Source organism: Streptomyces sp. NPDC027962, assembly GCF_055566095.1.
The window spans coordinates 64,686-91,515 of sequence record NZ_JBVHTA010000032.1; the positions used below are offsets into that span (position 1 = coordinate 64,686).

A 26,830-nucleotide genomic window follows, 5' to 3' on the forward strand; every position below is an offset into this window, starting at 1 on the left:
CCAGCGGTACCCCTTCAAGGGTGCGCCGCGCGGTCGCTGATCGCGAACTGTCGCCCCAAGACGCTTCCGGACTTACCCGGAAGTCACATTGGTCTATACCTTGACTCGATCACGTCAAGCGCGCTTGAGTGGGCGCACAGCCCCCCACCGCGGCCGAGCCCGGAGAGCAACTGCTGCTCCGGGTAAGGCCGTTGCGCTCAAAGGAGTGATCGAGTGCTGAGAACCCGCCTCATGGCGCTGCTGGTCGCCGTCCTGGTCGCGACCGGTCTCGCCGTCGTCCTGATGCCTTCCGCATCCGCCGCCTCAGCCGCCACCGTCTGCGACACCGCGCCGAACTGGCAGCAGGGTGCCTGGTACACCACTGGCAACGTTGTCAGATACAACGGCGCCTACTACATAGCCGAGCACGACAACCCGGGCTACGACCCGACGATCAGCACCTGGTACTGGAACCCGTACACCTGCAGCGGCGGCGGCAACCCGTCCCCGTCCGGCTTCGTGGTCAGCGAGTCGCAGTTCAACCAGATGTTCCCGAACCGGAATTCGTTCTACAGCTACAGCGGCCTGACCGCGGCCCTCAGCGCCTACCCGGGCTTCGCCAACACCGGCAGCGACACGGTGAAGAAGCAGGAGGCCGCGGCCTTCCTCGCGAACGTCAGCCACGAGACCGGCGGACTGGTCCACATCGTGGAGCAGAACCAGGCCAACTACCCGCACTACTGCGACTGGAGCCGGCCCTACGGCTGCCCCGCGGGCCAGGCCGCTTACTACGGCCGCGGACCGATCCAGCTCAGCTGGAACTTCAACTACAAAGCCGCGGGCGACGCGCTCGGCATCGACCTGCTGAACAACCCGTGGCGTGTCCAGAACGAGGCGGCCGTCGCCTGGAAGACGGGCCTTTGGTACTGGAACACCCAGAGCGGCCCCGGCTCGATGACCGGGCACAACGCCATGGTCAACCAGGCCGGCTTCGGTCACACCATCCGCTCGATCAACGGCTCGCTGGAGTGCGACGGAAAGAACCCGGCGCAGGTCCAGAGCAGGGTCGGCAAGTACCAGCAGTTCGCCCAGATCCTGGGCGTGCCGACCGGCGGGAACCTCTACTGCTGAGGACGGACCGCCACTGAACGGGCCGCGGACCGGGGAGACATCGTCCCCCGGCCGCGGCCGCACCATGTTCAAGCCACCTCATCCCCCACAGGCCCGGTTCACGCCACCTCGTCCTGCACGGACCCGGTTCACGCCCTCCCACAGGCAACCCGCGCAACCCTCCTCCCGTCCTCCGGGATCGAGAGGCGTCCGGGGGAACGGGCGCCCCGAACACGGGGACGAGGAGGGACCGTTGATACGTGCCCGGAGGATATGGGCCACCGCCGTGGCGGTGCTCACGGTCGTGGGGGTGTCGCCCGCGGTGGCACAGGCGCGGCAGCCACCCGACGTCCTGACCGCCGCAGCGGCGAAGGGAAACGAGCTCGATCTGCCGCCCGGCTGGCGAATATCCGAGGAGGACGGGGAGAGCGCGCTGGAGTGGCGCTCACCGCGCCCGGTGCCGGCGGGCGACGCGCGCGTCGAGTTCCACGCCGACGGCAAGCTGGTGGGCGCGCCTGAGCCGGGCAAGGACGGCCGGACGTTCCGCCTCCCCCTCGAGGACGCCCGGACCGACAACCTGACCGACCTTCAGGTTCTTGCGGCCGGCCGCCGCCTCGACGAGGCCGGGGCCGCTTCCGACGCCCGCGACCGGCGGGCCGCACCACCCGCAGCGCAGCCGCCCGCCCGGCTCCCGGCCGGCACCGTCGACCCGGGCAAACCGGGCACGTACACCACGACCACGAGCGAGTACGCGCTCGACCCGGTCCGGCTGCCCGGCTTGGACGCGCCCGTCGAGATGCGCGGCGTCGTCGTCGCGCCGAAGGGCGCCACGGGCAAACGCCCGGTAGCGCTGTTCCTGCACGGGCGGCACGCCACCTGCTACGTCCCCGGCAAGGACGACGAGGTAACGATCGACTGGCCGTGCGCCAGGGGCGCGAAGCCGATCCCGAGCCACCGGGGCTATCTGCGTGACCAGCGGCTGCTTGCCTCCCAGGGCTATGTGACCGTCTCGGTCTCCGCCAACGGCGTCAACGGCCAGGACTGGAACGCCGAGGACGGCGGCGCGCAGGCCCGCTCATCGCTCGTACGTCAGCACCTGGCCCGCTGGGCCGACTGGGCAGCCAAGCCGGCCACAGCCCCGACGGCCGTCCGCAAGGCGCCGAGGCCCGACCTGTCCCGCGTCCTGCTCGTCGGGCACTCACGCGGCGGCGAGGGCGTCAACCGTGCCGCCATGGACAGCCTGTATCCGCCCCCTGCCGGGCAGGACGGCTACCGCGGCAAGGTGCGCTGGCACATCCGCGGGACCGTGCTCATCGGCCCGACGATCTTCGGACAGAACCCGGTGCCGGACGTCCCGTCGCTGACGATCCTGCCGGGCTGCGACGGCGACGTCTCCGACCTCCAGGGCCAGGTGTACGCCGACGGCACCCGCGGCGTCAGCCGGGGCAAGGCCCTGCACAGCGCGGTCTACATGGTCGGCGCGAACCACAACTACTTCAACAGCGAGTGGACGCCCGGCCAGGCCCAGGCGCCCGCCGACGACGACTTCTGGCACGACCCCGAGCAGCCGGACCCGGTGTGCTCCCCCGGAACCGCCACCCGGCTGACCGCCGACCAGCAGCACCGGGCCGGCGCCACCTACATCGCCGCCGCCGCGCGGCTGTTCGTCGCCGGCGACGACCGGGTGCGCGAACTGGTCGACGGCTCCGGCCGCCGGGCACCCTCAGCCGACCCGGCGCGGGTGCTGACCCACGCGGTGGGCGCAGGCCGGGGCGCCGGGTTCCTGCCCGACGGCCCCGTGACGGTGACCGGCGGACGGCTGTGCTCCGCGATCGATCCCGACCCGCGCACCGCATGCCTGAACGCGGAGGCGGGCGGCTCCTCGCCGCACTTCGCGCAATGGCAGCCGGAACGCGAGACGGGCCGCCGCGCCGTGGCCATGCGCTGGTCCGCGCCGGGCTCGGCAGCAGTGCGAGTGCGTCCGGAAAAGCCTCTCTCCGTCGAGGGGGCCCAGAGCCTCGCCCTGCGCGTCTTCGTGCCTCCGAACACCTCCCGGACGCAGTTGGACGTGGCCGTCACCGACGCCTCCGGCAAGCGCGCGAAGCTCGGCGGCGTCCGGGTGGACGGGCTGCCGGGCAGCGACCGCACCGCCTCGTACTGGGCGCGCGAAGTGCGCGTACCGCTCGCCGCCGCCACCCGCGCCGGTCTCGACCTGCGCCGGCTCGCCTCCCTGGAGCTGACACCGCGCACCCGCTCGGGACAGGCGTGGCTGATGGACGCCTGGGCCTGGAGCCCCGGCACCCCCGCCGTGAAGGAAGCCCCGCTCACGCGTGTCGACATCGGTCGCCTGAAGGTCAAGGAGGGCGACTCGGGCGTCCGCACGTACCAGGTGCCCGTGCACGTCTCCGGCAAGGGCGGCGGCACAGTGCGCCTGTACGTCCTCGACCCGGCCACCGGCCGGGCGAAGGACCGTCTGGTGACCGTCCGGCCCGGCAGCAGCGGCATCGACGTACCGGTCAAGGTGAAGGGCAACAAGCGGTACTCCTGGGACGTAACCCATGACGTACTCGTGAAGGCGGTCCGCGGGACCGTCGTCGGCGCGCACTCAGGCGGGGTCACCGCCGAGAACGACGACCCGATGCCGGAGATCACCGTGAAGCCCGTCGCCGACAAGGTGACCGAGGGACAGCCCCTGAAGTGGCGGGTCGCTCTCTCCGCGCCCGCCGACGTGGACCTGTCGTCGACGCTCCGGTTCGTCGGCGTCCCGGGCCGCCCCGAACTGTCCACCAAGGACGTCGACCGGCAGTGGCTGCTGGACATGATCGGCGAGGTCCCCGACGGTGACGTCCCGCTGTCCCAGCTCGAGTACGCCTACCTCTGGGCGCCCGTACCGGCCGGGAGCACGAGCGCGGAGATGACCTTGCCCACGGTCGCCGACCAGGTGAAGGAACCGGCGGAGTACGTCGGCCTCCAGTCCGTCGACGACGAGGGCGAGCCGCACGGCCCCGTTATGACCGGAACGGTGCTCGACGCGCCGTAGGCGTCGTAGATCACGGCCGCGCGAACTCGCACCACACCACCTTGCCGGGTTCGCGCGGCCCCACCCCCCACGTGTCGGCCAGCGCATCGACCAGCAGCAGGCCGCGCCCCGACTCACCCTCCGGGTCGCGCAGGCACGGCTTCCCGTCACCGCTGTCGTGCACCTCCACGCGCAGCGCCGTGCCCCGCTCGTACAGCCACAGCCGCAGCAGATAGCCGCGGCCCGGCGGTACGCCGTGCACCAGCGCGTTGGTCGCCAGCTCGCTCACACACAGAGTGACGTCGTCCACCCGGGCGTCCCAGCCCCACGCGGCGAGCGCCGTACGGGCGAACTCCCGTGCCGCCGCGACGGATCGCCGCTCGCGGCGGCAGAACAGCTCTCGCACATCCTCGTGTTGCATCGTCTTGTCCACGGGACGAGAGTCGCGGCGCGTGACCGGATGGCAGCACTCCGTCGGCCCGTACATTTCTTTTGTACGGGTGGTGGAGGCGTAACGTACGGCCCACTCCGGGGAGTTGCTCAGGCATGCACCCCAGGAGACGCCACCGGAAGAACGCGTCGGCAATGCGGATGGTCGGCCGCCAGCTCGCCCGCTTCCGCGAGGCCGCGGGCCTCACCCAGCGCGAACTCGCGGCCGAGTTCATCCTCGGCGAGGAGACCGTCGCGTCGATCGAGCAAGGCCGCCGCCCGCTGAAGCCGGACCTCGCGCAGAGGTTCGACGACCGCCTCGACACGAAGGGCGCGCTGTCGGTGGCGCTGGAGTACATGCCAGAGGTGGACCTGATCCCCGCGTGGGCGGAGGAGTACATGGACCTGGAGCGGGAGGCGCTGACCTTGTGCTTCTACGCCAACCAGGCCCTGCCCGGCCTCCTCCAGACGGAGGAGTACGCCAGAGCTGTGTTCCGCAGCCGGGTTCCAGCCTTCAGCGAAGGGGAGGTCGAAGCGCAGGCGGCAGCGCGCTTGGGTCGCCGGGCGATACTGCGGCGCGACCCTCCGCCCAACCTCAGCTTCATCATCTGGGAGGCCGTGCTCAGAGACCACCTTGGCGGAGCAGCCACCTACCGAGAGCAGTTGGGCCATCTGCGCACGTGCTCCGGACTGACCGGCATCGCGCTCCAGATCATGCCGCTCGGCAGAGAGTCACATGCGGCACTTGACGGGCCGTTCGTCCTCCTGGAAACGCCCGATCACCAACAGCTCGCCTACAGCGAGACTCAACGCGGCAGCCAGTTGGTGTCCGACCAAGATGAGGTGTCCATCCTGTCCCAGAAGTATGCGATGCTGCGGACTCAGGCCCTCAACGCGGAGGATTCAAGGGCCCTGTTGAACCGGCTGCTGGGAGAGAGATGAGCACCGCACTGAAGTGGTTCAAGTCCAGCTACAGCGGCAGCGAGGGCGGCGAGTGCCTCGAAGTGGCGTACACCTGGCGCAAGTCGCCCCACAGCGGCGACGAAAGCGGACAGTGCGTCGAGGTCGCCACCCACCCTGCCGCGATCCACGTCCGTGACTCCAAGGACGTCGGCGGCCCGGTGCTCAGCCTCGCACCGGCCGCCTGGGCGGCCTTCACCGCGCACGTCGGCTGACGGCCGGCGGGGTCACGCCAGCGGCGCAGGATCGCCTTGCGGAGGTTGGGCCGCAGGACGAGGTCGCTCCAGTCGCCACGGACGTCGTGCGCGGAACCCAGCTCGGCCCCGGGCACGTGCAGCCACCCGTACTCGGCGAGCAGCCCGAGCGCGTGAGCTTCGAGCTCCCGCTCGGTGAGCCGGTCGACGGGGGGCTCACCGAGCGGGTGGGGCGGCGGCGACTGTCTGCGGCCGGGGCCGGGGCTGCTGCCGCTGTTGCTCATACGACCTCAAGGGCCCGCTTCTCCGTGCTCCGCCTGGTCAGAGACCGCGCGCGACCTCCGTCGCCCAGTAGGTCAGGATCATGTTCGCGCCCGCCCGCTTGATGCCGAGCAGGGTCTCGGCGATCGCCTTGTCCCGGTCGATCCAGCCCTTCTCCGCCGCCGCCTCGACCATCGCGTACTCGCCGCTGATCTGGTACGCCGCGACCGGCACGTTCACCTCGTCCGCGACGCGCGCCAGGATGTCGAGGTAGGGGCCCGCCGGCTTGACCATGACCATGTCCGCGCCCTCCTCGAGGTCGAGCGCCAGCTCCCGCAGGGACTCGCGGACGTTCGCCGGGTCCTGCTGGTAGGTCTTGCGGTCACCCTTGAGCGACGAGCCGACGGCCTCGCGGAAGGGGCCGTAGAACGCGGAGGAGTACTTCGCGGTGTACGCGAGGATCGACACGTCCTCCTTGCCGATGGTGTCGAGCGCGTCACGGATGACACCGATCTGGCCGTCCATCATGCCGCTCGGGCCCACCACATGGACGCCTGCGTCAGCCTGGACCTGGGCCATCTCGGCGTAACGTTCCAACGTGGCGTCGTTGTCGACCCGGCCGTCCTCGGCCAGCACGCCGCAGTGCCCGTGGTCGGTGTACTCGTCCAGGCACAGGTCGGACATGATGACGAGCTCGTCGCCGACCTCGGCCTTCACGTCCCGGATCGCGACCTGCAGGATGCCGTCGGGGTCCGTGCCGGCGGTCCCGAGGCCGTCCTTCTTCGCGTCCTCGGGCACGCCGAAGAGCATGATCCCCGCGACCCCGGCCTCGCATGCCTCGACGGCGGCCTTCCGGAGCGTGTCACGGGTGTGCTGCACGACGCCGGGCATCGCCTGGATCGGGACGGGCTCGCTGATCCCCTCGCGCACGAAGGCGGGCAGAATCAGATCGGCCGGGTGCAGCCGGGTCTCCGCGACCATGCGCCGCATCGCAGGATTCACTCGCAGACGCCGCGGCCGCGCACCGGGAAAGGATCCGTACACAGTCATGCATGCCACGCTACGCCCGCCGCGGGGGTGCGAATGCCGACAGCCCGTCGGTGTGGGGCTCCCTACGGGCAGGTTGCGGTGACGAGCCAGGCGGCCGACGCGTAGAGCACGCCCTGCGGCGTCGCGTGGGCCTCGATGTCGGCCCGCAGGTCCGCCAGTGCCCGGGCCCGGCCGGTCTCGTCGAGGTCCTCGGCCATCCAGGCGAGCATGCCGGAGACGAAGGAGTAGGCCCGCTCGGCGTCCCGCCCGAAGTTCATCGGGCGCTCCAGCCCCGTCAGCTCGGGCTTGTCGAACCCGGCGGCGGTGAGCGTGTCCCGTACGGCACCGGGATCGGACATGGCGAACGGGCCGGGCGCGTCCGGCGGCGGCACGGGCAGGTCGCGGCCCGCCGCGAGGGCGGTCGCGAACGACCGGAACCACTCGTTGCGTTCCAGGCCCTGCCACACCAGCAGCACCAGCCGGCCGCCGGGCCGCAGGGCGCGCGCGATGTTGCGGAACGCGGTCACGGGATCGGCGAAGAACATGGCCCCCGTGCGGCTGACCGCGATGTCGAAGGACGCCTCGGGGAACGGGTACGTCTGGGCGTCGGCCTGCTCGTGTCGGACGCTGTCGAGGCCCTCCCGGTCGGCTTCGCGCCGGGCGACGCGCAGCATGGGACCCGACAGGTCCACGCCGAGCACCGGCCCGCCGACGGTGAGCCGGGCGGCAGCCCGGGAGGTCACTCCGTTGCCGCAGCCGATGTCGAGGACGCGCTCACCGCGGTGCAGGGCCGCGGCTTCCAGGAACGGCCGTTGGTAGGCGCGGATCGCACGATCGAAGTCGGCGGCGTGTGCCGCCCAGTAGGAGCCCTCTTCGCCGTCCCAGGCGCGGGCCTGCTCGGCGTTGGCCGGATCGACGTGCAGGGTCCAGGCGGTCATGGCGGTCTCCCACTCGTTCTCACCCGCGTGACGTTCTGCCTCCGGTGTACGCCTCCCCGTGCGCGGCCGCCAGACAGTGCGGGTGGAGCCGTGCTGCGCGGGGCGGGCGGCGGCAGGCGACCGAGGTGGTTCCGCCAGTCTGCGACCTCATCGGCGGTCCCGTGGGGGGAGGGCGCCGGTGGTGACGCCGTCGGCCTTGGCTGCGTCGGCAAGGGCCTCGGCTGCTGCCTCCGCGGCTTGTGCCGTGTCGTCGGCGGCTTCCTCTGCGGCCTTGTCGTCGGCGGTCTTCTCCCGGGTGGCCGGTGACCGGGGCAGCGCCTCGGCGAAGGCTCGGGAGACGCCCTGGAGCGCGGAGGTGACCTCGCTGGGGATCATCCAGAAGGTGCTGCCCGGCCCCTGCGCGAGCTGAGGCAGCGCCTGGAGGTACTGGTAGGCGAGCAGTTTGGGGTCGGGATCGTTGCGGTGCACGGCCTGGAACACCTGGTCGATGGCCCGGGACTGCCCCTCGGCCTTGAGGATCTCGGCGGTGCGGTTGCCCTCCGCGCGAAGGACGGCGGACTGCTTGTCGCCCTCGGCGGTGAGGATCTGTGCCTGCCGCTGCCCTTCGGCACCGAGGATCGCGGCCCGCTTGTCCCGCTCGGCACGCATCTGCTTCTCCATGGCGTCCTTGATGGACTGCGGGGGGTCGATGGCCTTGATCTCCACCCGGTTGACCCTCAGCCCCCACTTGCCGGTGGCCTCGTCCAGCACACCACGGAGCTGGCTGTTGATCGTGTCACGCGAGGTGAGGGTCTTCTCCAGGTCCATCGACCCGACCACGTTGCGCAATGTGGTGACGGTGAGCTGCTCGACCGCCTGGAGGAAGTTCGCGATCTCGTAGGCGGCCGCTCGTGGGTCGGTGACCTGGAAGTAGATGACGGTGTCGATCTCGACGACCAGGTTGTCCTCGGTGATGACCGGTTGCGGCTTGAAGGACACGACCTGTTCCCGCAGGTCGATCGCCGGATGGACCCGGTCGATGTAAGGAACGACGACGTTGAGGCCGGGTTGCAGGGTGCGGTGGTAGCGGCCGAGCCGTTCGACGTTGCGCGCGCGTGCCTGGGGCACGATGCGTACCGCCCGCATCACGGTGAAGACGGCGAAGAGCGCGACGATCACGCCCGCGACGAGGAGAGCCGAAGCTTCCATGGTTCACTCCCGGGGGTAGACGAGCGCGGTGGCGCCGGTGATCTCGATGACGTCGACGGTCGTTCCAGGAGGGATCACCAGCGTCTCGTCATAGGCGCGGGCCGTCCATTCCTCGCCGCCGATGCGCACCCTGCCACCCATGCCGGTCACCTCGGTCACGACATAGGCAGCACTGCCGATCAGAGCGTCCACGCCGAATCGCTCGGCCTGGGACCGGCGCACGTGGCGCAACGCGAGGGGGCGCAGGAACAGCAGACCGGCCGCAGCGACGACGGTGAACACCAGAAGTTGCAGGGGCAGCGGGAGCCCTACCGCGGCGGATCCCGCTGTGACCAGCGCGGCACCACCCAGAATTCCGAGCGCAGCAGTGAGGGTGAAGATCTCCGCCACGGCCAGCACCGCCGCGATGATCAACCAGATCAGCCATGGCTCCATGAAGCAGCCCTCCTGACCGGTGCGGGTACGCGGATGGCTGGGCCATTGCCTCTCGGCTGCCGATACCGGAGGAACAGGCTCCTGCCGAACGGACGGAACTCACCGATCCGCACACCCTAGGCAACCATTTAATACTTTTGCGGCAATTTTACCCATTCTGTGGCAGTGGACACCGGCCATGGAGCGTCGGCGGGCCCGCCTTCGGCCGTGCCTTCATCGCCGCCGGGCGCCCGGGCGCAAGGCCCCTGGGCCATGCCCGCGGGGCGCGGCTGCTGCGGGCACGCCTCGGCCAAGGGGCGGGGCGGACCCTCCGGCTACGGAAAAGGGCGGGCAGAGGAAAGAACCCCTGCCCGCCCACACCCGTAGGCACCCGGTCGTCGTCAGGTCGTCGTGCGTCTCCGCCGGCCGCCCGGCCGCCGTTCCGACGGCCGCGTCACGTGCTCGCCCGCCTCGACCGCCGCAGCGCGCCGCGCCGCGCCGAACTCGGCGAGGGCCTCCGCCAGGCGGTGCACCGACGGCTCCGGGGACAGCACGTCCACCCGCAGCCCGTGCTCCTCCGCGGTCTTCGCCGTCGCGGGACCGATGCACGCGATCACGGTGACGTTGTGCGGCTTGCCGGCGATGCCGACCAGGTTCCGCACCGTCGACGACGACGTGAAGAGCACCGCGTCGAAGCCGCCGCCCTTGATCGCCTCGCGCGTGTCCGCCGGCGGCGGCGACGCCCGGACCGTCCGGTAGGCGGTCACGTCGTCGACCTCCCACCCGAGCTCGATGAGGCCCGCGACCAGCGTCTCGGTCGCGATGTCGGCCCGCGGCAGGAAGACGCGGTCGATCGGGTCGAAAACCGGGTCGTACGGAGGCCAGTCCTCCAGCAGACCGGCCGCGGACTGCTCGCCGCTCGGCACGAGGTCGGGCTTCACACCGAAGTCCACGAGGGCGGCGGCAGTCTGTTCGCCGACCGCAGCGACCTTGATCCCGGCGAAGGCGCGCGCGTCGAGCCCGTACTCCTCGAACTTCTCCCGCACCGCCTTGACCGCGTTGACGGAGGTGAAGGCGATCCACTCGTAGCGGCCGGTCACGAGTCCCTTGACCGCGCGCTCCATCTGCTGCGGCGTCCGCGGCGGTTCGACGGCGATCGTCGGGACCTCGTGCGGCACCGCGCCGTACGAACGAAGCTGGTCGGAGAGCGAGGCGGCCTGCTCCTTCGTACGCGGCACGAGCACACGCCACCCGAAGAGCGGCTTCGACTCGAACCACGCGAGCTGGTCGCGCTGGGCGGCGGCGCTGCGCTCACCGACCACGGCTATGACGGGCTGGTGGCCCTCGGGGGACGGCAGCGCCTTCGCCTGCTTCAGGGTCTGCGCGATCGTGCCGAGGGTCGCCGTCCACGTCCGCTGCCGCGTCGTCGTGCCGGCGACGGTGACGGTCAGCGGGGTGTCCGGCTTGCGCCCTGCCGCCACGAGTTCACCGGCTGCCGCCGCGACGGTCTCCAGGGTGGTGGAGACGACGACGGTGCAGTCGCTCGCACCGGTCTCGGTCCAGCACCGGTCGGAGGCGGTCCGCGCGTCGATGAAGCGGACGTCCGTGCCGTGCTCGTCACGGAGCGGGACACCGGCGTACGCGGGCACGCCCACCGCGGTGGCGACACCCGGCACGACCTCGAAGGGAATCCCCTCGGCGGCGCACGCGAGCATCTCCTGACCTGCGTTGGTGTCCAGGCCCGGGTCGCCGGTCACCGCACGGACGACCCGCTTGCCGCCCCGCGCGGCCTCCATGACAAGATTGGCCGCATCCCTGAGGACCGGGATCCCGGCGGTGGTTGACGCGTCGTCAACAACCGTCAGTTCAGGCGTGCTTACGCTCGCCCGTGCATGGCCGCGAACGACGTCGAGCACATGCGGCTCGGCGATCAGCACGTCGGCGCCGGCGAGCGCTTCGACGGCGCGCAGAGTCAGCAGACCGGGATCGCCGGGACCGGCACCCAGGAAGGTGACGTGCCCGTGTGCGGGAAGGGCCGGATGGTTCGAGGCGGTGGGGCTCAAAGTGCTCGCTCCCCCATAAGACCGGCCGCACCCTTGGCGAGCATCTCGTCCGCGAGTTCGCGTCCGAGTGCCACCGCGTCGCCGTGCGACGTGGGTACGGGGCCGGTGGTGGACAGCTGCACCAGCGTCGAGCCGTCGGTCGTGCCGACGACGCCGCGCAGGCGCATTTCGGTGACATCCTGGCCGTCGCCCAACAGGTCGGCCAGCGCACCCACAGGTGCGGAGCAGCCGGCCTCCAGGGCGGCGAGCAGGGATCGCTCGGCGGTCACGGCGGCCCGCGTGTGCGGGTCGTCGAGCTCGGCGAGCGCGGCGACGAGGTCCGCGTCGGACGCGGAACACTCGATCGCCAGTGCCCCCTGGCCGGGGGCGGGCAGGACGAAGTCCACCGACAGGAAGTCGGTCACCTCGTCGGTCCTGCCGATGCGGTTGAGTCCGGCCGCGGCGAGCACGACGGCGTCGAGCTCCCCGTTCCGCACAAATCCGATGCGGGTGTCGACGTTGCCGCGGATCGGCACCGTCTCGATCGTCAGCCCGTGCGTGCGGGCGTACGCGTTCAGCTGCGCCATCCGGCGCGGCGAACCGGTCCCGATCCGGGCGCCGTTCGACAGCTGCTCGAAGGTCAGGCCGTCGCGCGCGATCAGCACGTCCCGCGGGTCCTCGCGCTTCGGCACGGCCGCGAGCGCCAGTTCGTCGGGCTGCGTCGTGGGCAGGTCCTTCAGCGAGTGAACGGCGAAGTCGACCTCCCCGCGGGCCAGCGCCTCGCGCAGCGCGGTGACGAACACGCCCGTCCCGCCGATCTGCGCGAGATGCTCACGGGAGACGTCCCCGTACGTCGTGATCTCGACGAGCTCGACAGCGCGGCCGGTCAACTGGCGCACCGCCTCAGCCACTTGCCCGGACTGGGCCATGGCCAGCTTGCTGCGCCTGGTCCCGAGCCTCAGTGCCCTCTCGGTCATACTCGCCCTCGGTTCTTGACGTCTGCGTCATTCAGGTCGGCCCGGCTGACGGAGGCGACCGTCTCCGGGTCGAGGTCGAAGAGGGTCCGCAGCGCGTCCGCGTACCCGGCGCCGCCGGGTTCACCGGCCAGCTGCTTGACCCGCACGGTGGGCGCGTGCAGGAGCTTGTCCACCACGCGGCGCACAGTCTGGGTGATCTCGGCGCGCTGCCTCTCGTCGAGTCCGGTCAGCCGCCCCTCGAGCCGCGCCATCTCGCCGGCGACGACATCTGCGGCCATGGTGCGCAGGGCGACCACGGTAGGCGTGATGTGCGCGGCGCGCTGGGCCGCGCCGAAAGCGGCGACCTCGTCGGAGACGATGGCGCGGACCTGGTCCACGTCGGCGGCCATGGGCGCGTCGGCGGAGGCCTCGGCGAGCGACTCGATGTCGACGAGCCGTACGCCCGGGAGGCGGTGGGCCGCGGCGTCGATGTCGCGGGGCATGGCCAGGTCGAGCAGCGCGAGCCGTACCGGCCCATGGCCGCGCGGCGTGGCTGTGCCGGTGATGGCGTTACGGCCACCACGCGAGGCGTTGTCGACCCACGCGCCGTGCTGCACCAAGGAGTCGTCGAGCCCGACGGGGCACTCGGCTCCGGCCGCGTCGCCGGCACGGGCGGCGCTCTCGGCGCCTTGGGCAACGTTCGCTCCTGCGGCGTCGCCGGGGACCGATCCCATGGCGTCCCCGTCGGTGGGCCGGGCCTCGGCCTGGCCCGCGTCCGGGCCACCGGCCCGGTCGACGCCGGCCAGGTCGTCCGCGCCGCCCGGCAGTTCCGCGACGCGGCCGTCACGAGCCGCCGCGGCGGCCAGGCGGGCGACGACGCTTCCCTCGGGAGCCCGCAGGTCCGTACGGGCAGCGGACTCGGGGACCACGTGCTGCGCGAGCGCCGCCGCAACCGACTCCGCCGTCAGCACGAGCCCCGTGGCGCCGGTGCACGACACGACCACGTCGGCGCGGGTCAGCTCGGCGGACACGTCCGCCATGCGCACCGCCTGCGCGCTGACCGTTCCGGACTCGGACAGCACAGCGGCCAGCCGCTCCGCGCGATCCATGGTCCGGTTGGCGACGACGAGCTCACGCACGCCGAGGCGCGCCAGCGTCGTCGCGGCCAGCGAGGACATCGAACCGGCGCCGATGACCAGCGCCCGCTTGTCCGCGGCCCACCGCTCGACCGGCACGCCCGCGGCGAGCTGCTCGAGGCCGAAGGTGACGAGCGACTGCCCGGCCCTGTCGATCCCGGTCTCGCTGTGCGCGCGCTTGCCGACGCGCAGCGCCTGCTGGAAGAGGTCGTTGATCAGCCGCCCGGCGGTGTGCAGTTCCTGTCCGAGTGCCAGCGCGTCCTTGATCTGCCCGAGGATCTGGCCCTCGCCGACGACCATCGAGTCCAGACCGCAGGCCACCGAGAAGAGGTGGTGGACGGCCCGGTCCTCGTAGTGCACGTAGAGATAGGGGGTGAGCTCCTCGAGGCCCACACCGCTGTGCTGGGCGAGCAGGGTCGACAGCTCGGCGACGCCGGCGTGGAACTTGTCGACGTCCGCGTACAGCTCGATGCGGTTGCACGTGGCCAGCACCGCCGCTTCGGTGGCGGGTTCCGCGGCCAGGGTGTCCTGCAGCAGCTTGATCCGCGCGTCCGTGGGAAGCGACGCCCGCTCCAGCACACTCACGGGGGCGCTGCGGTGGCTCAGCCCGACAACCAGGAGACTCATGCCGGCATCACCGCGGACATGCCACCGTCGGGGCCCTTGCGGCCAGCCGCCTCGGCCTCCTCGCCCGCCTTCCGCTGCTCGTGGAAGGCGAGGATCTGCAGCTCGATCGAGAGGTCGACCTTGCGCACGTCGACACCGTCGGGGACGGACAGGACCGTCGGGGCGAAGTTCAGGATCGAGGTGATACCGGCGGCGATCAGACGCTCGCACACCTGCTGGGCGGCGCCCGCGGGGGTGGAGATCACGCCGATCGAGACGCCGTTGTCGCTGATGATCTTCTCGAGCTCGTCCGTGTGCTGCACCGGGATGCCCGCGACCGGTTTTCCGGCCATTGCCGGATCGGCGTCGATCAGCGCGGCGACACGGAAACCACGGGACGCGAAGCCGCCGTAGTTGGCGAGCGCGGCGCCGAGATTACCGATTCCTACGATCACAACCGGCCAGTCCTGGGTCAGCCCCAGTTCACGGGAGATCTGGTAGACGAGATACTCCACGTCGTAACCGACACCGCGGGTCCCGTACGAACCGAGGTAGGAGAAGTCCTTGCGCAGCTTCGCGGAGTTGACGCCTGCCGCGGCCGCGAGCTCCTCGGAGGAGACCGTGGGTACGGACCGCTCGGACAGCGCCGTCAGTGCGCGCAGGTAGAGCGGGAGTCGGGCGACGGTGGCCTCGGGGATTCCTCGGCTACGGGTCGCCGGTCGGTGATTTCGGCCAGTTGCCACGGTGCTCCTGGGGGATGAGCGAGGCTGCAGGCGGCCGTGTGTCCAAGGACCGCCCCGTCGACAGCAGGCTATGTCTTTGTGAACGCGTGCACAAAGATGGTGTCCGCTTTGTCCGTCCAAAGTGACCGGGGTCACGCAATTCCGCAGCCGAATCACGGAACCCTGCACCCAGGGTGACCACTGAGGCGCCGAAGAGGACAAAGCGGTACACACTCCTCTCGAATACGCCCCCGAGACCGCCTGATTGCGTCTACTGTGCCCTGCCGCCGCCGTGTCCCGACAGTGCCGGGAAGGCACGGCAGGCAGGCGCGCCCCCTACGCATCCAGCGCCCGGCGCAGCCGCCCGGCATCGACCTTCCAGAACGTGTGCTGCTCGCCGTCGACCAGCACGACAGGAATCTGCTCCCAGTAGGCGCGGTGCAGCTCCTCGTCCTGGGTGATGTCCTTCTCCTCCCAGACGGCGCCGGTCTCGGCACACACCGCCTCGACCACCACCCGTGCATCGTCACAAAGATGACACCCGGGCTTCCCGATCAGAGTGACCTGACGTTCACCCGAGTTCTTCTTCGTACGCCGCAGCAGTCGACCCATGCGTCCATTCTCGCCCGTTCCTTTAACAACGCGGTTGCGGAGTGTTCACGCCACGGCATCCCTGCGTGTCGGAAACTACCGAACAGACTGACTATGCTCACGACATGGCCGCACTGGGATGGCTCACCCCCCGTAGGCGCTCCGCCACCGCACGCAGCGTGCTCGCGGGCGAAGCAGCAGCCGAGGCAGCGCGAAAGTCCTCGCAGACGATCGAGGCACTCGACGCGCTCGACGTCACCGCCCCTCCCGCGGAACCGGAGTTCCCGGTCGCGGGCGACGAGCACGCCGCCGCGTTCTTCGACCTCGACAACACGGTCATGCAGGGCGCCGCGATCTTCCACTTCGGCCGGGGCCTGTACAAGCGGAAGTTCTTCCAGCGCCGCGAACTGGCCCGGTTCGCCTGGCAGCAGGCGTGGTTCCGGCTCGCGGGGGTCGAGGACCCGGAACACATGCAGGACGCCCGCGAGAGCGCCCTGTCCATCGTCCAGGGCCACCGCGTCTCCGAACTGATGAGCATCGGCGAGGAGATCTACGACGAGTACATGGCCGACCGCATCTGGCCCGGCACCCGCGCCCTCGCCCAGGCGCATCTCGACGCCGGCCAGAAGGTGTGGCTGGTGACCGCCGCCCCGGTCGAGACCGCGACGATCATCGCCCGGCGTCTCGGCCTGACCGGCGCACTCGGCACGGTCGCCGAGTCCGTCGACGGCGTCTACACGGGCAAGCTCGTGGGCGAGCCGCTGCACGGCCCGGCGAAGGCGGAGGCGGTACGCGCGCTGGCGTCCGCCGAGGGCCTGGACCTGTTGCGCTGCGCGGCGTACAGCGACAGCCACAACGACATCCCGATGCTCTCGCTCGTCGGCCACCCGTACGCGATCAACCCCGACACCAAGCTGCGCAAGTACGCCCGCGAACGCGAGTGGCGCCTGCGCGACTACCGCACCGGCCGCAAGGCCGCGAAGGTCGGCATCCCGGCCGCGGCCGGCGTGGGCGCGCTGGCCGGCGGCACCGCCGCGGCGGTCGCGCTGCACCGGCGACGCCGCTGACGACGTCGACCCCGACTGCCGACGGGCCGGGAGCACCCCGGCGCTCCAGCCGCAGCCGGCACTCCTGCCACACCGGGCGCTCCCGCCCCACCAGGCCCTCCCGCCGCACCGGGCGCTCCCGCCCCACCAGGCCCTCCCGCCGCACCGGACGCTTCGGGCGCCCGCAGGCCGCTCCGAACACGTGCTCCCCCGCGTGTCGGCAGGCAGTCCACTGCCCCTGCCCTCCCGGGCCCCCGGCCAGTCCCGTTGCCGCGGGCCGGGCACAACGCATCGCCCGACAAGACAGATGACGACTTAATTCGATCAACAACTGCTCACAATGTGCGACCGATTCCGTCACCTAGACGTAACAGAAGCGTCGGAAACGATGATTTGAGCAACTGGGTGTAACACTGCCTATACGAAGCGTTATTCTCCTCAGACGCATGACGGACCCCACCTGTCCCCACGACGGGTGAACGGTCCCGCACTGCACGTGATGGAAGCTCTGCCTCTGGGAGTCCCGTGTACCCACACGTCGGGGTTGACGCCTCGGGCCTGGCTACGCTGCGCGCAGCGGTCCTCGACCACTTGCGCGGCCTTGTCCCCGCCGCGAACGCCGTCCCCGCATTCGCCACACCACGCCTCGCCGTCAGCGGCCCGGCCGCCCCCTGCTATGCCCTGGCCGACGGTCGCGCCGCGGTGGGCAGAAGGTCGGGTCGCGGCAGCTCAGGAAGCTCGACCACCGCCCGCAGGCCGACCGCCGACAGTGACAGCGCCCGCATGATGGACCTGGTCGAGCGCGCGCAGGCAGGCGAGGCCGAGGCCTTCGGCCGACTCTACGACCAGTACAGCGACACCGTCTATCGCTACATCTACTACCGCGTCGGAGGGAAGGCGACGGCGGAGGATCTCACCAGCGAGACCTTCCTGCGCGCCCTGCGCCGCATCTCGACCTTCACCTGGCAGGGCCGCGACTTCGGCGCCTGGCTGGTGACCATCGCGCGCAACCTGGTCGCCGACCACTTCAAGTCGAGCCGCTTCCGGCTGGAAGTGACCACCGGCGAGATGCTCGACGCCAACGAGGTGGAGCGCAGCCCTGAGGACTCGGTCCTGGAGTCCCTGTCCAACGCCGCGCTCCTCGAAGCTGTCCGCAAGCTCAACCCCCAGCAGCAGGAGTGCGTCACCCTCCGCTTCCTGCAGGGCCTGTCCGTCGCGGAGACGGCGAGAGCGATGGGGAAGAACGAGGGCGCCATCAAGACCCTCCAGTACCGGGCGGTCCGCACACTGGCCCGGCTCCTGCCCGACGACGCCCGCTGATTCGTTCCCCGCCCAGGCCGTCGTCCACCGCTCCCCCCACGCCCCACGAATACCCCCGACAATCCCCCCACCCCGACCCCCACGGCCCCCGTCCCCAACTCACAATCGGTGACGCCTTGATGACGCACTGGTCCGATCATCTTTCGCGCGTAACCCAAGTGCCGCGCCGCTCGTTGTGCGGGATGCAGGCTCCCTCTGGATGCGCCATGTCCACAGCCACTCACTCTTTCGTGTTGATGTGCTCAAGGCGCGCAACCTTCCGGAACCTCAAGGGAGTCGATCGTCATGACGAGAGGAGGTGCCGCCAGTGATCGCGAACGTTTCGGCGCACCGGCGGGCGAACGCCTTCGCCCAGGCCTTGGAAGACCAGGCGGCCGAGCAGCCCGAGTCGGTCGAACCGCCCGAGCGCGGACGGTTGTTGACCCTGGCCCACGGTCTCGGCGAGCTGCCGAAGCCGGAGATGGATCCCGAGGTCAAGGTGGTGCAGCGTGCACAGCTTGTGGCCGCCATGGAGTCGATGCTGCTGGAAGGCACGGCCGCCGCAGGCGGTGCGTCCACGGGCCCTGCGGTGCCCGAGCAGCGGATGTCCGGCCGCGGCGCCCATCGGGCGTCGCCGCTCCGGAAATTGCGACCCCGTTCCCGCTGGTCGAAAGGGCTCGCGGCAGGGGGGCTGACCGTCGGCGTGGCGGCGGGCGCCTTCAGCGGAGTGGCCGCTGCCAGCTCCGACGCCCTCCCCGGTGACTCGCTGTACGGGCTGAAGCGCGGTATGGAGGACTTCAAGCTCGGCCTGGCGGACGACGACTCCGACCGCGGAGAGCTCTACCTCGACCAGGCGTCGACCCGCCTCAGCGAGGCCCGCCGGCTCATGGAGCGGGGCCGCACCGGCAGCCTGGACCACGAGGCCCTCGGCGAGGTCCGCCGCGCGCTCAACGGCATGCAGCACGACGTCACGGAAGGCCACCGACTGCTCAGCGCGGCCTACGAGCGCGACGGCTCGCTCGCGCCCATGGCCACGCTCGATTCCTTCTCACGCTCGCACCGCGACACGTGGGACGGCCTGCGTGTCCGACTGCCCGCTCAGTTGACCGATGTCGGCGACGAGGTCAGTTCCGCCTTCGACGCCATAGACGAAGAGGTCGGGCCGCTCGAGTCGATGCTGCCCCGCGCCCCCGAGAAGAACCGCGGCTCGAGGGGCCCGAGCACGTCGCAGGACTCCGGGCGCACCGCGAACCCCGACCGTACGGCGCCCACCGCGCCGGGCAGTGGCGACAGCAGCCACACGGGCGAGGACAGCATGCCCAGCCCGTCCGGCTCGTCCTACGGCTCGGAGGACGACGGCCTGCTCGGCGGCAACACGGGCGGCCTGTTCGACCCGCCGAAGGACGGGACGACCCCGTCCCCGTCCGGCAAGGCCTCGGAACCACCGGCGCCGGACGTGACCATCCCGCCGCTGCTGCCCGGCATCCTGCCCGGTCTCGGTTTCGACGCGGAGGACGACTAGGGCGTGTTTCGAAAGTAGCGTCGTCCGCCCGCAGGGCGGGGCCCGCGGCGTCTGGTGCGTGCAATCGCAAGGCGGAGGATCATCCTCGTACTGGACGTACCTGGATGACTCCGACAACGCAGCGAGTGTGCGTGCCAGGCGTCGTGGGCCAGGCGGGACTTTCGAAACACGCCCTAGGCACGCACGGATGAGGGGTGGGCCCACTCGGGACCCACCCCTCACTCTTGTCGGCCCTCCGGGCCGTCAGAAGAAGACCGAGCGGCGCTGCACCAGCAGCTTGTAGAGCGTGTGCTGGATCTGCTCCCTCACCTGGTCCGTGAGGTTGAACATCAGCATCGGGTCCTCCGCCGCCTCCGGCGGATACCCGTCCGTCGGGATCGGCTCCCCGAACTGGATCGTCCACTTCGTCGGCAGCGGCACCGCCCCCAGCGGCCCGAGCCACGGGAACGTCGGCGTGATCGGGAAGTACGGGAAGCCCAGCAGCCGCGCCAGCGTCTTTGCGTTGCCGATCATCGGGTAGATCTCCTCGGCCCCGACGATGGAGCACGGCACGATCGGCGCGCCCGCCCGCAGTGCTGTCGACACGAAGCCGCCGCGCCCGAAACGCTGCAACTTGTAGCGCTCGCCGAACGGCTTCCCGATGCCCTTGAAGCCCTCGGGCATCACGCCGACGACCTCGCCGCGCTGCAGAAGCCTTTCCGCATCCTCCGTGCACGCCAGTGTGTGCCCCGCCTTGCGGGCCAGCTCGTTGACCACCGGCAGCATGAAGACCAGATCCGCCGCGAGCAGCCGCAGATGACGGCCCGCCGGATGGTTGTCGTGGACGGCGACCTGCAGCATCAGACCGTCCAGGGGCAGCGTCCCCGAATGGTTGGCCACCACCAGCGCCCCGCCCTCCGACGGGATGTTCTCGATGCCCTTCACCTCGACACGGAAGTACTTCTCGTACATCGGCCGCAGCATCGACATCAGGACCTGATCGGTGAGCTCCCCGTCGTAGCCGAACTCGTCGACCTCGTAGTCGCCCGTGAGCCGGCGGCGCAGGAACGCCAGCCCGCCCGCGATCCTCCGGTCCCAGTTGTCGGCGGCGACGCCCGGCGCCCCTCGGGGCCGCCTGCCGGCCTCCTGCTCGCCCGGCGCCTCACCGGAAAGGGCCGCTGCGCCGGCGGCGATCGAGGCGGCCGGGGAGGCGCGGGGAGCGCTCGTACCGCCGTCCCCGTCCTCGCCGCCCTGATGGCCGGGCAGCGGGCTCACAGCGGCGTCCCGCGCCACCGCCGGGTCGGCCTTCCGGCGCCCACCGGGCGCTGCGCGCCGCCGCACCGGGCGCTGCGCGCCGCCGCCGCGCGAACGATCGTCGTCGAACGGAATGACCTTGGCGTCCGCCATCGTCGGCTGTGCTCCTTATCCGGGCTGTCCGGTGCTGTGCGTCGTCTGCAGGGCCGCCGGCCCGCCGTCCCCCGAGGACAGCGCGGCCGCGACCTGGTCCACCGCCCTGGCGAGCATCGAAGGCGGCAGCAGTCCCGGCCCCCGGCTGCGTGCGAAGTCCGAGAAGGTCTCCGCGGTCGTGTACTTCGGCCGGAACCCCAGGGTGTCGCGCATCTGGACGGTGCTGACCACCCGTCCGTGCGTCAGCAGCCGGATCTGCTCGGGCGAGAAGTCGGTGATGCCGATCGTCCGCAGTGCGGAGCCCACCCAGGTGACCGCGGGCAGCAGCACCGGCATCGTCGGCCGCCCCAGCCGACGCGAGCACTGGGAGAGCGTCAGCACACCTTCCCCGGCGATGTTGAAGGTGCCGCTGTTGAGCGTCCCGCGGCGCGGCTCGTGCAACGCCAGCCGCAATACGTCGATGACGTCGTCCTCGTGGACGAACTGCAGCCGCGGGTCGTAACCGAAGACGGTGGGCATCACCGGCAGCGTGAAGAACTCGGCGAGCGGCGAGTCCGCGCACGGCCCGAGGATGTTCGCGAAACGCAGCACACACACCGCCACGTCAGGCCGGCGACGGGCGAAGCCGCGCACGTACCCCTCGACCTCGACCGCGTCCTTCGCGAAACCGCCGCTCGGCAACGACTTGGGGGGCGTCGTCTCGGTGAAGACCGCCGGGTCGCGCGGGGCGGAGCCGTACACGCTCGTACTGGACTTGATCACCAGCCGCTTGACGGTCGGCGACTTCTGGCACGCGCCGAGCAACTGCATCGTGCCGATGACATTGGTCTCCTTGACCGAGGTGCGGCCCCCTGCCCCCAGCGGCGTCCCGGTGACGTCCATGTGCACGACCGTGTCGACGTCGTGCTCGGCGAGAACCCTCGCGATCGCCGGCTGCCGGATGTCGGCACGTACGAATTCGGCGCCGCCCAAATGGTGCCCGGGGCCCACGGCGTCGACCCCGATCACCCGGTCCACTTCGGGATCCCGCTGGATCCGCCGCACAAGACGGCCACCGAGCTGCCGGGCCACTCCGGTGACGAGCACGACCTTGCCCAAGATCAGCGCCTTCCCCTAGGTCCTGGCGTCACCGTAGCGCGTCGCTGTCGCGCTGTGGTGACGCGACGACGGACTTTCGCCACACCGTTTTGCCACGTCGAGCCTCGCAGCGGCCGCGCTTCGCGCCGGAAAGCACCTCGGCCCCTCCACCGGACGGTGGAGGGGCCGAGACACGTACAGCTGCCGCTTACTTCTTGTTGCGACGCTGAACGCGGGTGCGCTTGAGCAGCTTGCGGTGCTTCTTCTTGGCCATCCGCTTGCGCCGCTTCTTGATAACAGAGCCCACGACTACCCTCGCTCACTTCTCTTCACTCGGTGCGGGGCGTCTGGGCCCACACGACCTACGTCGGCCTAGCCTACCTGCCGCCGAGTGAGGGACGTAATCCGAGGGGAATCGTCCGGGCCCCGTTACGCGGATTCCACCCCCACGAAGGATTCGCGGAGATACTCGTGAACCGCTTGCTCCGGTACCCGGAAGGACCTCCCCACCCGGATCGCCGGCAGATGACCGCTGTGCACCAAGCGGTACACCGTCATCTTCGACACCCGCATTACCGAGGCAACTTCCGCCACGGTAAGAAACTTGACCTCGTTAAGAGGCCTCTCGCTGCCAGCAGCCATGACCCACCTGTACCTTCCGCACCCGACGCGCACCGGCTTCCCCTCCGGTGACTCTTCGTCGCTGTGCGCTCACTGCCCAGACTAGGGGCGGGTGATGCGAGTGGGGAAGAGGAGCAGCGTTCAGCCCCCTACTGTGACAGACACGCCCGATTGAGCACATAGCGCGTCAACGGCCGGTAGAAATCGGACCGTACGGCGTCATCAAGCGGAACGGCGACCGATACCTGCCCCTCCGCCTCGCCGACGAACAGTGCGGGATCGTCCGTATCGGCCAGTCCGATCGCCTCGATGCCCAGCTGACCTGCGCCGCAGACCCAGCCGTGGTCTCCCACGACAAGATCGGGCAGGGGCCCGCCGACGGCTGCGGCCGCCTGCAGAGCGACCCTGACCGGTAGCGGCGAATGACTGTGCGCGCCCACCTCCCGCGCTCCGGCTTCGTGCAGCAGCGCCACTCCTCTTACATACTCGAGGAAGTATGTGCGTACGCCGAACCGGGTCGTTATGTCGACACATCGCCCCTGCGCGGGTGTGAGTACGGAACAGCCGGCCGCCGACACGGCGTCTGCCAGATCGGCGTAGAACCCGAGCAGGCGGTGCGGATGTCCCGTCCCGAACAGCACGGACCCGCCTCGCGCGGCCACCGCCCCCAGCCGCTCCGCGAACGCGCCGAGCCTGCACAGTGTCCGCTCCGGGTCGATGACGTCCGTCCCCGCCACATCGTCCGGGTCCCCCGAGACCCCGCATCTGTCGGCCATGAGGGCGACGATGTCGCGCACGCTCCAGGACCACTGGGGGTCGAGCCCGATCGTGACCCGGGGATCCCTTGCCACAAAGGCCCGGTAGCTCCGCAGACTCGCCTCCCGCAAGGTGGCGACATCCCCGGCCAACCGCGACGCCAGCAGATGCGCCCGCAAAGCTCCGGTGCTCAACACGCTCCCGATGCTGGCCCACCCGGACGATCAACGCGCGAGAACCCCGGAAAACGCCACAGTTGGCGTAATCGCCCGACGAGGCGAAGCCCAGTCGGCCGACCGGACGGCCGGCACGGAGTTACGCCAGGAGCCCGCGCAGCGGGAACACCGCCCGCCTCGTCGCCAGCACCGCCTGGTCCAGCCGGTCCGCGGGGTCGTAGCCCTCTTCCCAGGGGCGCCACCGCACGGGCCACCGCCCGTCGGTCATCCGCGCCGGCGCCAACTGCCGGGCCTTCGCGTACACCTCGTCCCGCCACGACGACGGGATGACCGACTCGGGGTCCACGGGCTCATGAGCGGCGATCCCCACCAGATGCGTCCACGAGCGGGGCACGACATCCACGACCGCGTAGCCCCCACCGCCGAGCGCCACCCACCGGCCGTCCTCCGCATGCTCGTGCGCGAGCGCGTGGCACGCTTCCTGCACGGCGCGCTGGGCGTCCAGCGAGACCGCCAAGTGCGCCAGCGGGTCCTCGAAATGGGTGTCCGCGCCGTGCTGTGTGACCAGCACCTGGGGCCGGAAGTCCGCGAGCAGTTCGGGCACCACCGCGTGGAAGGCCCGCAGCCACCCTTCGTCGCCGGTGCCCGCCGGCAGCGCCACATTCACCGCCGAGCCCTCCGCCGCACCGGCCGCGCCCGTCTCCTCGGGCCAGCCGGTCTGCGGGAACAGCGTGCGCGGATGCTCGTGCAGCGACACCGTCAGGACCCGCGGGTCGTCCCAGAACGCCGCCTGCACACCGTCCCCGTGGTGCACGTCCACGTCGACGTACGCGACCCGCTCCGCGCCGAGCTCCAGCAGCCGCGCGATCGCCAGCGACACGTCGTTGTAGATGCAGAAACCGGAGGCTGCGCCCGGCATCGCATGGTGCAGCCCGCCCGCGAAGTTCACCGCGTGCGCGGCATCGCCCCGCCACACGGCCTCCGCCGCGCCGACCGACTGCCCGGCAATCAGCGCCGACGCCTCGTGCATCCCCGCGAACGCCGGATCGTCGACCGTGCCGAGACCGTACGACTGGTCCGCAACCTTCGGGTCGGCTGACGCCGCACGGACCGCGCCGATGTAGTCCTCCCGGTGCACGAGCCGCAGCGTCGACGCCCCCGCGGGCTTCGCGGCGACCACGTCCATCGCCCGGTCGAGCCCGTACGCCCGCACCAGCCCCATGGTCAGCGCGAGCCGCACCGGATCCATCGGATGGCTGTCCCCGAAGTCATACTTCGTTACCGCCTCGTCCCACATCAACAACCCGCGGCCGCTCATGCCCGACACCGTATCTGGCGGTCCCGTCACCGAACGACCTGGCGTACACCAACGTCACGAGCACGAGCAGCATCGGCACCAGCATCGCCCAGCGGTAGCTCCACGCATCCCCGAGCGCCCCCACGAGGGGCGAGCCGATGAGGAACCCGACGTAGTTGAAAACGTTCAGCCGCGCCACGGCCGCATCGCTCCGGCCTGTGCCGTCACTCCGATCGACTTGACCCTGTTCGGCGTCACGTTCGGCTGCGTGGGTCTGCTCGGCATGCCGGCCTGCCGCGGCGAAGGTCTGCGGCACGAGCACACACATCCCAAGGCCCAGCAGCGTGAACCCCAGGATGCCGACCCACGCCCCTGGCGCCACCGCGACGACGCCGAAGCCGGCCGCCGCCAGCACCGCCCCGCACCGCACGACCGCCACCGCCCCGAAGCGCCGCACCCCCAGGTCGCCCACGGCACGCCCGATGAGAGTCGTCACCATGTAGGCGTTGTACGGAACGGTCGCCAGTTCCTCCGAGCTCTCCAGCACGTCCTGCAGGTACTTGGCGCTCCAGTTGGAGACGGTCGAGTCCCCGATGTACGCGAACGTCATCACCAGGCAGAACGGCAGCAGCACCCTGAACGGCACCCCGCCCGCCGCCGTCCCCTGCCCGCGGTTCTCAGGATCTGCGGCGCGGCGCGCGTCGACGTACCTCCGGCTTCCCACCAGAGCCGCCGGCACCAGCACCAGCACCACCGGCAGGTACGAGACGACGAGCGCCAGGTCCCAGTGCGCGCCCGCCCAGGCGAGCGACGCCCCGATGATCCCGCCGAGGCTGTACGCGGCATGGAAACCCAGCATGATGCTGCGCCCGTAGGCCCGTTGAAGGCTGACCCCCACCATGTTCATCGACGCGTCCAACGCCCCGACGGACAGACCGAAGACCCCGAGGGCCACCGCCACCTGCCAGATCTCGTCCCCTGCCGCAACGCCGAGCAGGGACAGGAACACCACCGGCTGCACCCAGCGCAGCACCGTGCTCACCGGAGTCCGGCGCACGAGCCGCTCGGTCACCACGCTCCCCACGCCGGCGAGGATCGGCACGGCCGCGAGAAACAGGGGCAGCAGGGCGTCGGATATCCCGTACCGCTCCTGGATGGCAGGGATACGTGTCACGAGGAGCGCGAACGCCACGCCCTGTGAGAAGAAACTGAAGGCCAGAGAGGCCCGTCCGTGGCGCAACCGCCGATCCGCCATGGCCGCACAGCGTAAGCCCAGGCCCTACCCCGCGGTAGCCGGATCACACGAGCAGTGCGGGCAGCTCTTCCATCGCTCCGAAGCAGCCCTTCGCGCCCGCCAGTTCCGTCTCCGCCGTCATTGCTGTGAACCCGTACACGTCCATCCCCGCCGCCAGGGCCGCCTGCACGCCGAGACGGCTGTCCTCCACGACCACGCACCGCTCCGGCGCCACGCCCATCCGCTCCGCGGCGTGGAGGAAGAGATCGGGCGCGGGCTTGCCCCTGCCCACATCCTGCGCGCTGAAGACGGTGCCGTCCCTGCCGTCCGTGAACCACCGGTCCAGCCCCGTCCGGCGGTGCCCCACCCGGATCCGCTCATGGCTGCCCGACGAGGCCACGCAGTACGGCACACCGTCGGCCCGGAGCTTCTCCAGCACCTCGGTCACGCCGCCCACGGCGGTCAACTCCCGCTCGAACGCGGCAAAGACGCGAGCATGAAAGACATCGTCGAAGTCCGCGGGCAGCGCCTGCCCCGTCCGCTCACGCACCAGGTCATGGACGCGGTGGACCGCGGCACCCATGTAGTCGCGCAGGGAGTCCTCGTAGGAGGTGGGGTGCCCCAACTCGGTGAGGTAGCCGGCCAGGATGGTGTTGGAGAGGGGTTCGCTGTCGACGAGCACACCGTCGTTGTCGAAGATGACGAGGTCATAGCGCATGCCGTCGAGCCTAATCCAGTCGTGTGGACGGTAAACGCGGAAAAGCCCCGCACCTCGAGGGTGCGGGGCTTTCCCACAATAATTGTTCGGCGGCGTCCTACTCTCCCACAGGGTCCCCCCTGCA

25 protein-coding genes are annotated in these 26,830 nt (G+C 70.7%); 7 read left to right on the top strand and 18 right to left on the bottom strand.

Annotated features, from left to right (window positions below; all coding sequences use genetic code 11):
- Positions 1–231 precede the first annotated feature (231 nt).
- Both ACZ4SA_RS26210 and ACZ4SA_RS26215 read left to right on the top strand, forming a co-directional pair.
- Positions 232–1,110 carry a glycoside hydrolase family 19 protein gene (locus ACZ4SA_RS26210; protein ID WP_468279049.1) on the top strand — a complete coding sequence of 293 codons (879 nt, stop codon included), beginning with the start codon at positions 232–234 and terminating at the stop codon, positions 1,108–1,110.
- Between the two features lie 232 nt (positions 1,111–1,342).
- Positions 1,343–4,129, top strand: a complete 2,787-nt coding sequence (locus ACZ4SA_RS26215) for an alpha/beta hydrolase family protein (protein WP_468278998.1) — start codon at positions 1,343–1,345, stop codon at positions 4,127–4,129.
- A gap of 10 nt (positions 4,130–4,139) precedes the next feature.
- On the opposite strand, the gene ACZ4SA_RS26220 is transcribed toward ACZ4SA_RS26215, so the two are convergent.
- Complete coding sequence (locus tag ACZ4SA_RS26220) at positions 4,140–4,541, bottom strand: ATP-binding protein (protein WP_468279000.1); 402 nt, start codon at positions 4,539–4,541, stop codon at positions 4,140–4,142.
- A gap of 113 nt (positions 4,542–4,654) precedes the next feature.
- On the opposite strand from ACZ4SA_RS26220, the gene ACZ4SA_RS26225 reads away from it, so the two are divergent.
- Together ACZ4SA_RS26225 and ACZ4SA_RS26230 are read left to right on the top strand one after the other, a co-directional pair.
- Positions 4,655–5,479 (top strand): helix-turn-helix domain-containing protein, encoded by an 825-nt coding sequence (locus ACZ4SA_RS26225; protein WP_468279003.1) that lies wholly within the window; start codon positions 4,655–4,657, stop codon positions 5,477–5,479.
- Positions 5,476–5,712: a DUF397 domain-containing protein gene (locus ACZ4SA_RS26230; protein ID WP_468279005.1), complete on the top strand. Its 237-nt coding sequence runs from the start codon at positions 5,476–5,478 to the stop codon at positions 5,710–5,712. Before ACZ4SA_RS26225 ends, ACZ4SA_RS26230 begins: the two co-directional genes overlap by 4 nt.
- Positions 5,713–6,012: 300 nt before the next feature.
- Here ACZ4SA_RS26230 and hemB read toward each other — a convergent pair whose 3' ends face one another.
- The 9 genes from hemB to ACZ4SA_RS26275 all read right to left on the bottom strand — a co-directional run bounded on the left by hemB (position 6,013) and on the right by ACZ4SA_RS26275 (position 15,595).
- A complete protein-coding gene (hemB, locus tag ACZ4SA_RS26235) occupies positions 6,013–7,002 on the bottom strand; it encodes a porphobilinogen synthase (RefSeq protein WP_468279007.1) in 990 nt (329 codons plus the stop codon).
- Between the two features lie 62 nt (positions 7,003–7,064).
- Complete coding sequence (locus tag ACZ4SA_RS26240; protein ID WP_468279009.1) at positions 7,065–7,919, bottom strand: class I SAM-dependent methyltransferase; 855 nt, start codon at positions 7,917–7,919, stop codon at positions 7,065–7,067.
- A 147-nt stretch (positions 7,920–8,066) separates the two neighbouring features.
- A complete protein-coding gene (locus ACZ4SA_RS26245) occupies positions 8,067–9,107 on the bottom strand; it encodes an SPFH domain-containing protein (protein WP_468279011.1) in 1,041 nt (346 codons plus the stop codon).
- 3 nt (positions 9,108–9,110) lie between these two features.
- Positions 9,111–9,542, bottom strand: coding sequence for an NfeD family protein (locus ACZ4SA_RS26250; RefSeq protein WP_468279014.1), 432 nt, complete (start codon positions 9,540–9,542; stop codon positions 9,111–9,113).
- A 380-nt stretch (positions 9,543–9,922) separates the two neighbouring features.
- Positions 9,923–11,584, bottom strand: coding sequence for a bifunctional uroporphyrinogen-III C-methyltransferase/uroporphyrinogen-III synthase (locus tag ACZ4SA_RS26255; RefSeq protein ID WP_468279016.1), 1,662 nt, complete (start codon positions 11,582–11,584; stop codon positions 9,923–9,925).
- Positions 11,581–12,540 (bottom strand): hydroxymethylbilane synthase, encoded by a 960-nt coding sequence (hemC, locus tag ACZ4SA_RS26260; protein ID WP_468279018.1) that lies wholly within the window; start codon positions 12,538–12,540, stop codon positions 11,581–11,583. The genes ACZ4SA_RS26255 and hemC overlap by 4 nt, the downstream gene beginning before the upstream one ends.
- The gene (locus ACZ4SA_RS26265) at positions 12,537–14,282 is read right to left on the bottom strand and encodes a glutamyl-tRNA reductase (RefSeq protein WP_468279020.1); all 1,746 of its coding nucleotides are present in this window, start codon (positions 14,280–14,282) and stop codon (positions 12,537–12,539) included. The genes hemC and ACZ4SA_RS26265 overlap by 4 nt, the downstream gene beginning before the upstream one ends.
- Positions 14,279–15,004, bottom strand: a complete 726-nt coding sequence (locus ACZ4SA_RS26270) for a redox-sensing transcriptional repressor Rex (RefSeq protein WP_468279022.1) — start codon at positions 15,002–15,004, stop codon at positions 14,279–14,281. Before ACZ4SA_RS26270 ends, ACZ4SA_RS26265 begins: the two co-directional genes overlap by 4 nt.
- Before the next feature lie 315 nt (positions 15,005–15,319).
- Entirely contained in the window at positions 15,320–15,595 is a 276-nt protein-coding gene (locus ACZ4SA_RS26275) for a glutaredoxin family protein (protein WP_468279024.1), read from the bottom strand.
- Positions 15,596–15,699: 104 nt separating this feature from the next.
- Between ACZ4SA_RS26275 and ACZ4SA_RS26280 the strand changes: the two genes are divergently transcribed.
- The 3 genes from ACZ4SA_RS26280 to ACZ4SA_RS26290 all read left to right on the top strand — a co-directional run bounded on the left by ACZ4SA_RS26280 (position 15,700) and on the right by ACZ4SA_RS26290 (position 19,441).
- On the top strand, positions 15,700–16,641 hold the full coding sequence (locus ACZ4SA_RS26280) for an HAD family hydrolase (RefSeq protein ID WP_468279026.1): 942 nt from the start codon (positions 15,700–15,702) through the stop codon (positions 16,639–16,641).
- Between the two features lie 504 nt (positions 16,642–17,145).
- On the top strand, positions 17,146–17,940 hold the full coding sequence (locus tag ACZ4SA_RS26285) for an ECF subfamily RNA polymerase sigma factor, BldN family (RefSeq protein ID WP_356638540.1): 795 nt from the start codon (positions 17,146–17,148) through the stop codon (positions 17,938–17,940).
- 307 nt (positions 17,941–18,247) lie between these two features.
- A complete protein-coding gene (locus ACZ4SA_RS26290; protein WP_468279028.1) occupies positions 18,248–19,441 on the top strand; it encodes a DUF5667 domain-containing protein in 1,194 nt (397 codons plus the stop codon).
- Positions 19,442–19,684: 243 nt separating this feature from the next.
- On the opposite strand, the gene ACZ4SA_RS26295 is transcribed toward ACZ4SA_RS26290, so the two are convergent.
- The 8 genes from ACZ4SA_RS26295 to ACZ4SA_RS26330 all read right to left on the bottom strand — a co-directional run bounded on the left by ACZ4SA_RS26295 (position 19,685) and on the right by ACZ4SA_RS26330 (position 26,706).
- The gene (locus ACZ4SA_RS26295) at positions 19,685–20,827 is read right to left on the bottom strand and encodes a lysophospholipid acyltransferase family protein (RefSeq protein WP_468279031.1); all 1,143 of its coding nucleotides are present in this window, start codon (positions 20,825–20,827) and stop codon (positions 19,685–19,687) included.
- A gap of 15 nt (positions 20,828–20,842) precedes the next feature.
- Positions 20,843–21,925, bottom strand: a complete 1,083-nt coding sequence (locus tag ACZ4SA_RS26300; RefSeq protein ID WP_468279033.1) for an NAD-dependent epimerase/dehydratase family protein — start codon at positions 21,923–21,925, stop codon at positions 20,843–20,845.
- 187 nt (positions 21,926–22,112) lie between these two features.
- The gene (locus ACZ4SA_RS26305) at positions 22,113–22,211 is read right to left on the bottom strand and encodes a 30S ribosomal protein bS22 (protein ID WP_003948845.1); all 99 of its coding nucleotides are present in this window, start codon (positions 22,209–22,211) and stop codon (positions 22,113–22,115) included.
- A gap of 122 nt (positions 22,212–22,333) precedes the next feature.
- Positions 22,334–22,546 carry a helix-turn-helix domain-containing protein gene (locus ACZ4SA_RS26310; protein ID WP_014046653.1) on the bottom strand — a complete coding sequence of 71 codons (213 nt, stop codon included), beginning with the start codon at positions 22,544–22,546 and terminating at the stop codon, positions 22,334–22,336.
- 128 nt (positions 22,547–22,674) lie between these two features.
- Positions 22,675–23,478 carry a phosphatase gene (locus tag ACZ4SA_RS26315; protein ID WP_468279035.1) on the bottom strand — a complete coding sequence of 268 codons (804 nt, stop codon included), beginning with the start codon at positions 23,476–23,478 and terminating at the stop codon, positions 22,675–22,677.
- A gap of 118 nt (positions 23,479–23,596) precedes the next feature.
- The gene (locus tag ACZ4SA_RS26320; RefSeq protein ID WP_468279037.1) at positions 23,597–24,775 is read right to left on the bottom strand and encodes an acetoin utilization protein AcuC; all 1,179 of its coding nucleotides are present in this window, start codon (positions 24,773–24,775) and stop codon (positions 23,597–23,599) included.
- On the bottom strand, positions 24,726–26,009 hold the full coding sequence (locus ACZ4SA_RS26325; protein ID WP_468279040.1) for an MFS transporter: 1,284 nt from the start codon (positions 26,007–26,009) through the stop codon (positions 24,726–24,728). Before ACZ4SA_RS26325 ends, ACZ4SA_RS26320 begins: the two co-directional genes overlap by 50 nt.
- Before the next feature lie 43 nt (positions 26,010–26,052).
- Positions 26,053–26,706: an HAD family hydrolase gene (locus ACZ4SA_RS26330; protein WP_468279043.1), complete on the bottom strand. Its 654-nt coding sequence runs from the start codon at positions 26,704–26,706 to the stop codon at positions 26,053–26,055.
- Positions 26,707–26,830: the final 124 nt, after the last annotated feature.

What these genes read in the sequence shown, in the direction of transcription:
- ACZ4SA_RS26210 (WP_468279049.1), top strand. Translation starts at nt 232, where the DNA reads ATGGCGCTGCTGGTCGCCGTCCTGGTCGCGACCGGTCTCGCCGTCGTC.
- ACZ4SA_RS26225 (WP_468279003.1), top strand. Translation starts at nt 4,655, where the DNA reads ATGCACCCCAGGAGACGCCACCGGAAGAACGCGTCGGCAATGCGGATG.
- ACZ4SA_RS26230 (WP_468279005.1), top strand. Translation starts at nt 5,476, where the DNA reads ATGAGCACCGCACTGAAGTGGTTCAAGTCCAGCTACAGCGGCAGCGAG.
- hemB (WP_468279007.1), bottom strand. Translation starts at nt 7,002, where the DNA reads ATGACTGTGTACGGATCCTTTCCCGGTGCGCGGCCGCGGCGTCTGCGA.
- ACZ4SA_RS26240 (WP_468279009.1), bottom strand. Translation starts at nt 7,919, where the DNA reads ATGACCGCCTGGACCCTGCACGTCGATCCGGCCAACGCCGAGCAGGCC.
- ACZ4SA_RS26245 (WP_468279011.1), bottom strand. Translation starts at nt 9,107, where the DNA reads ATGGAAGCTTCGGCTCTCCTCGTCGCGGGCGTGATCGTCGCGCTCTTC.
- ACZ4SA_RS26250 (WP_468279014.1), bottom strand. Translation starts at nt 9,542, where the DNA reads ATGGAGCCATGGCTGATCTGGTTGATCATCGCGGCGGTGCTGGCCGTG.
- hemC (WP_468279018.1), bottom strand. Translation starts at nt 12,540, where the DNA reads ATGACCGAGAGGGCACTGAGGCTCGGGACCAGGCGCAGCAAGCTGGCC.
- ACZ4SA_RS26265 (WP_468279020.1), bottom strand. Translation starts at nt 14,282, where the DNA reads ATGAGTCTCCTGGTTGTCGGGCTGAGCCACCGCAGCGCCCCCGTGAGT.
- ACZ4SA_RS26275 (WP_468279024.1), bottom strand. Translation starts at nt 15,595, where the DNA reads ATGGGTCGACTGCTGCGGCGTACGAAGAAGAACTCGGGTGAACGTCAG.
- ACZ4SA_RS26280 (WP_468279026.1), top strand. Translation starts at nt 15,700, where the DNA reads ATGGCCGCACTGGGATGGCTCACCCCCCGTAGGCGCTCCGCCACCGCA.
- ACZ4SA_RS26295 (WP_468279031.1), bottom strand. Translation starts at nt 20,827, where the DNA reads ATGGCGGACGCCAAGGTCATTCCGTTCGACGACGATCGTTCGCGCGGC.
- ACZ4SA_RS26310 (WP_014046653.1), bottom strand. Translation starts at nt 22,546, where the DNA reads ATGGCTGCTGGCAGCGAGAGGCCTCTTAACGAGGTCAAGTTTCTTACC.
- ACZ4SA_RS26320 (WP_468279037.1), bottom strand. Translation starts at nt 24,775, where the DNA reads ATGAGCGGCCGCGGGTTGTTGATGTGGGACGAGGCGGTAACGAAGTAT.
- ACZ4SA_RS26325 (WP_468279040.1), bottom strand. Translation starts at nt 26,009, where the DNA reads ATGGCGGATCGGCGGTTGCGCCACGGACGGGCCTCTCTGGCCTTCAGT.
- ACZ4SA_RS26330 (WP_468279043.1), bottom strand. Translation starts at nt 26,706, where the DNA reads ATGCGCTATGACCTCGTCATCTTCGACAACGACGGTGTGCTCGTCGAC.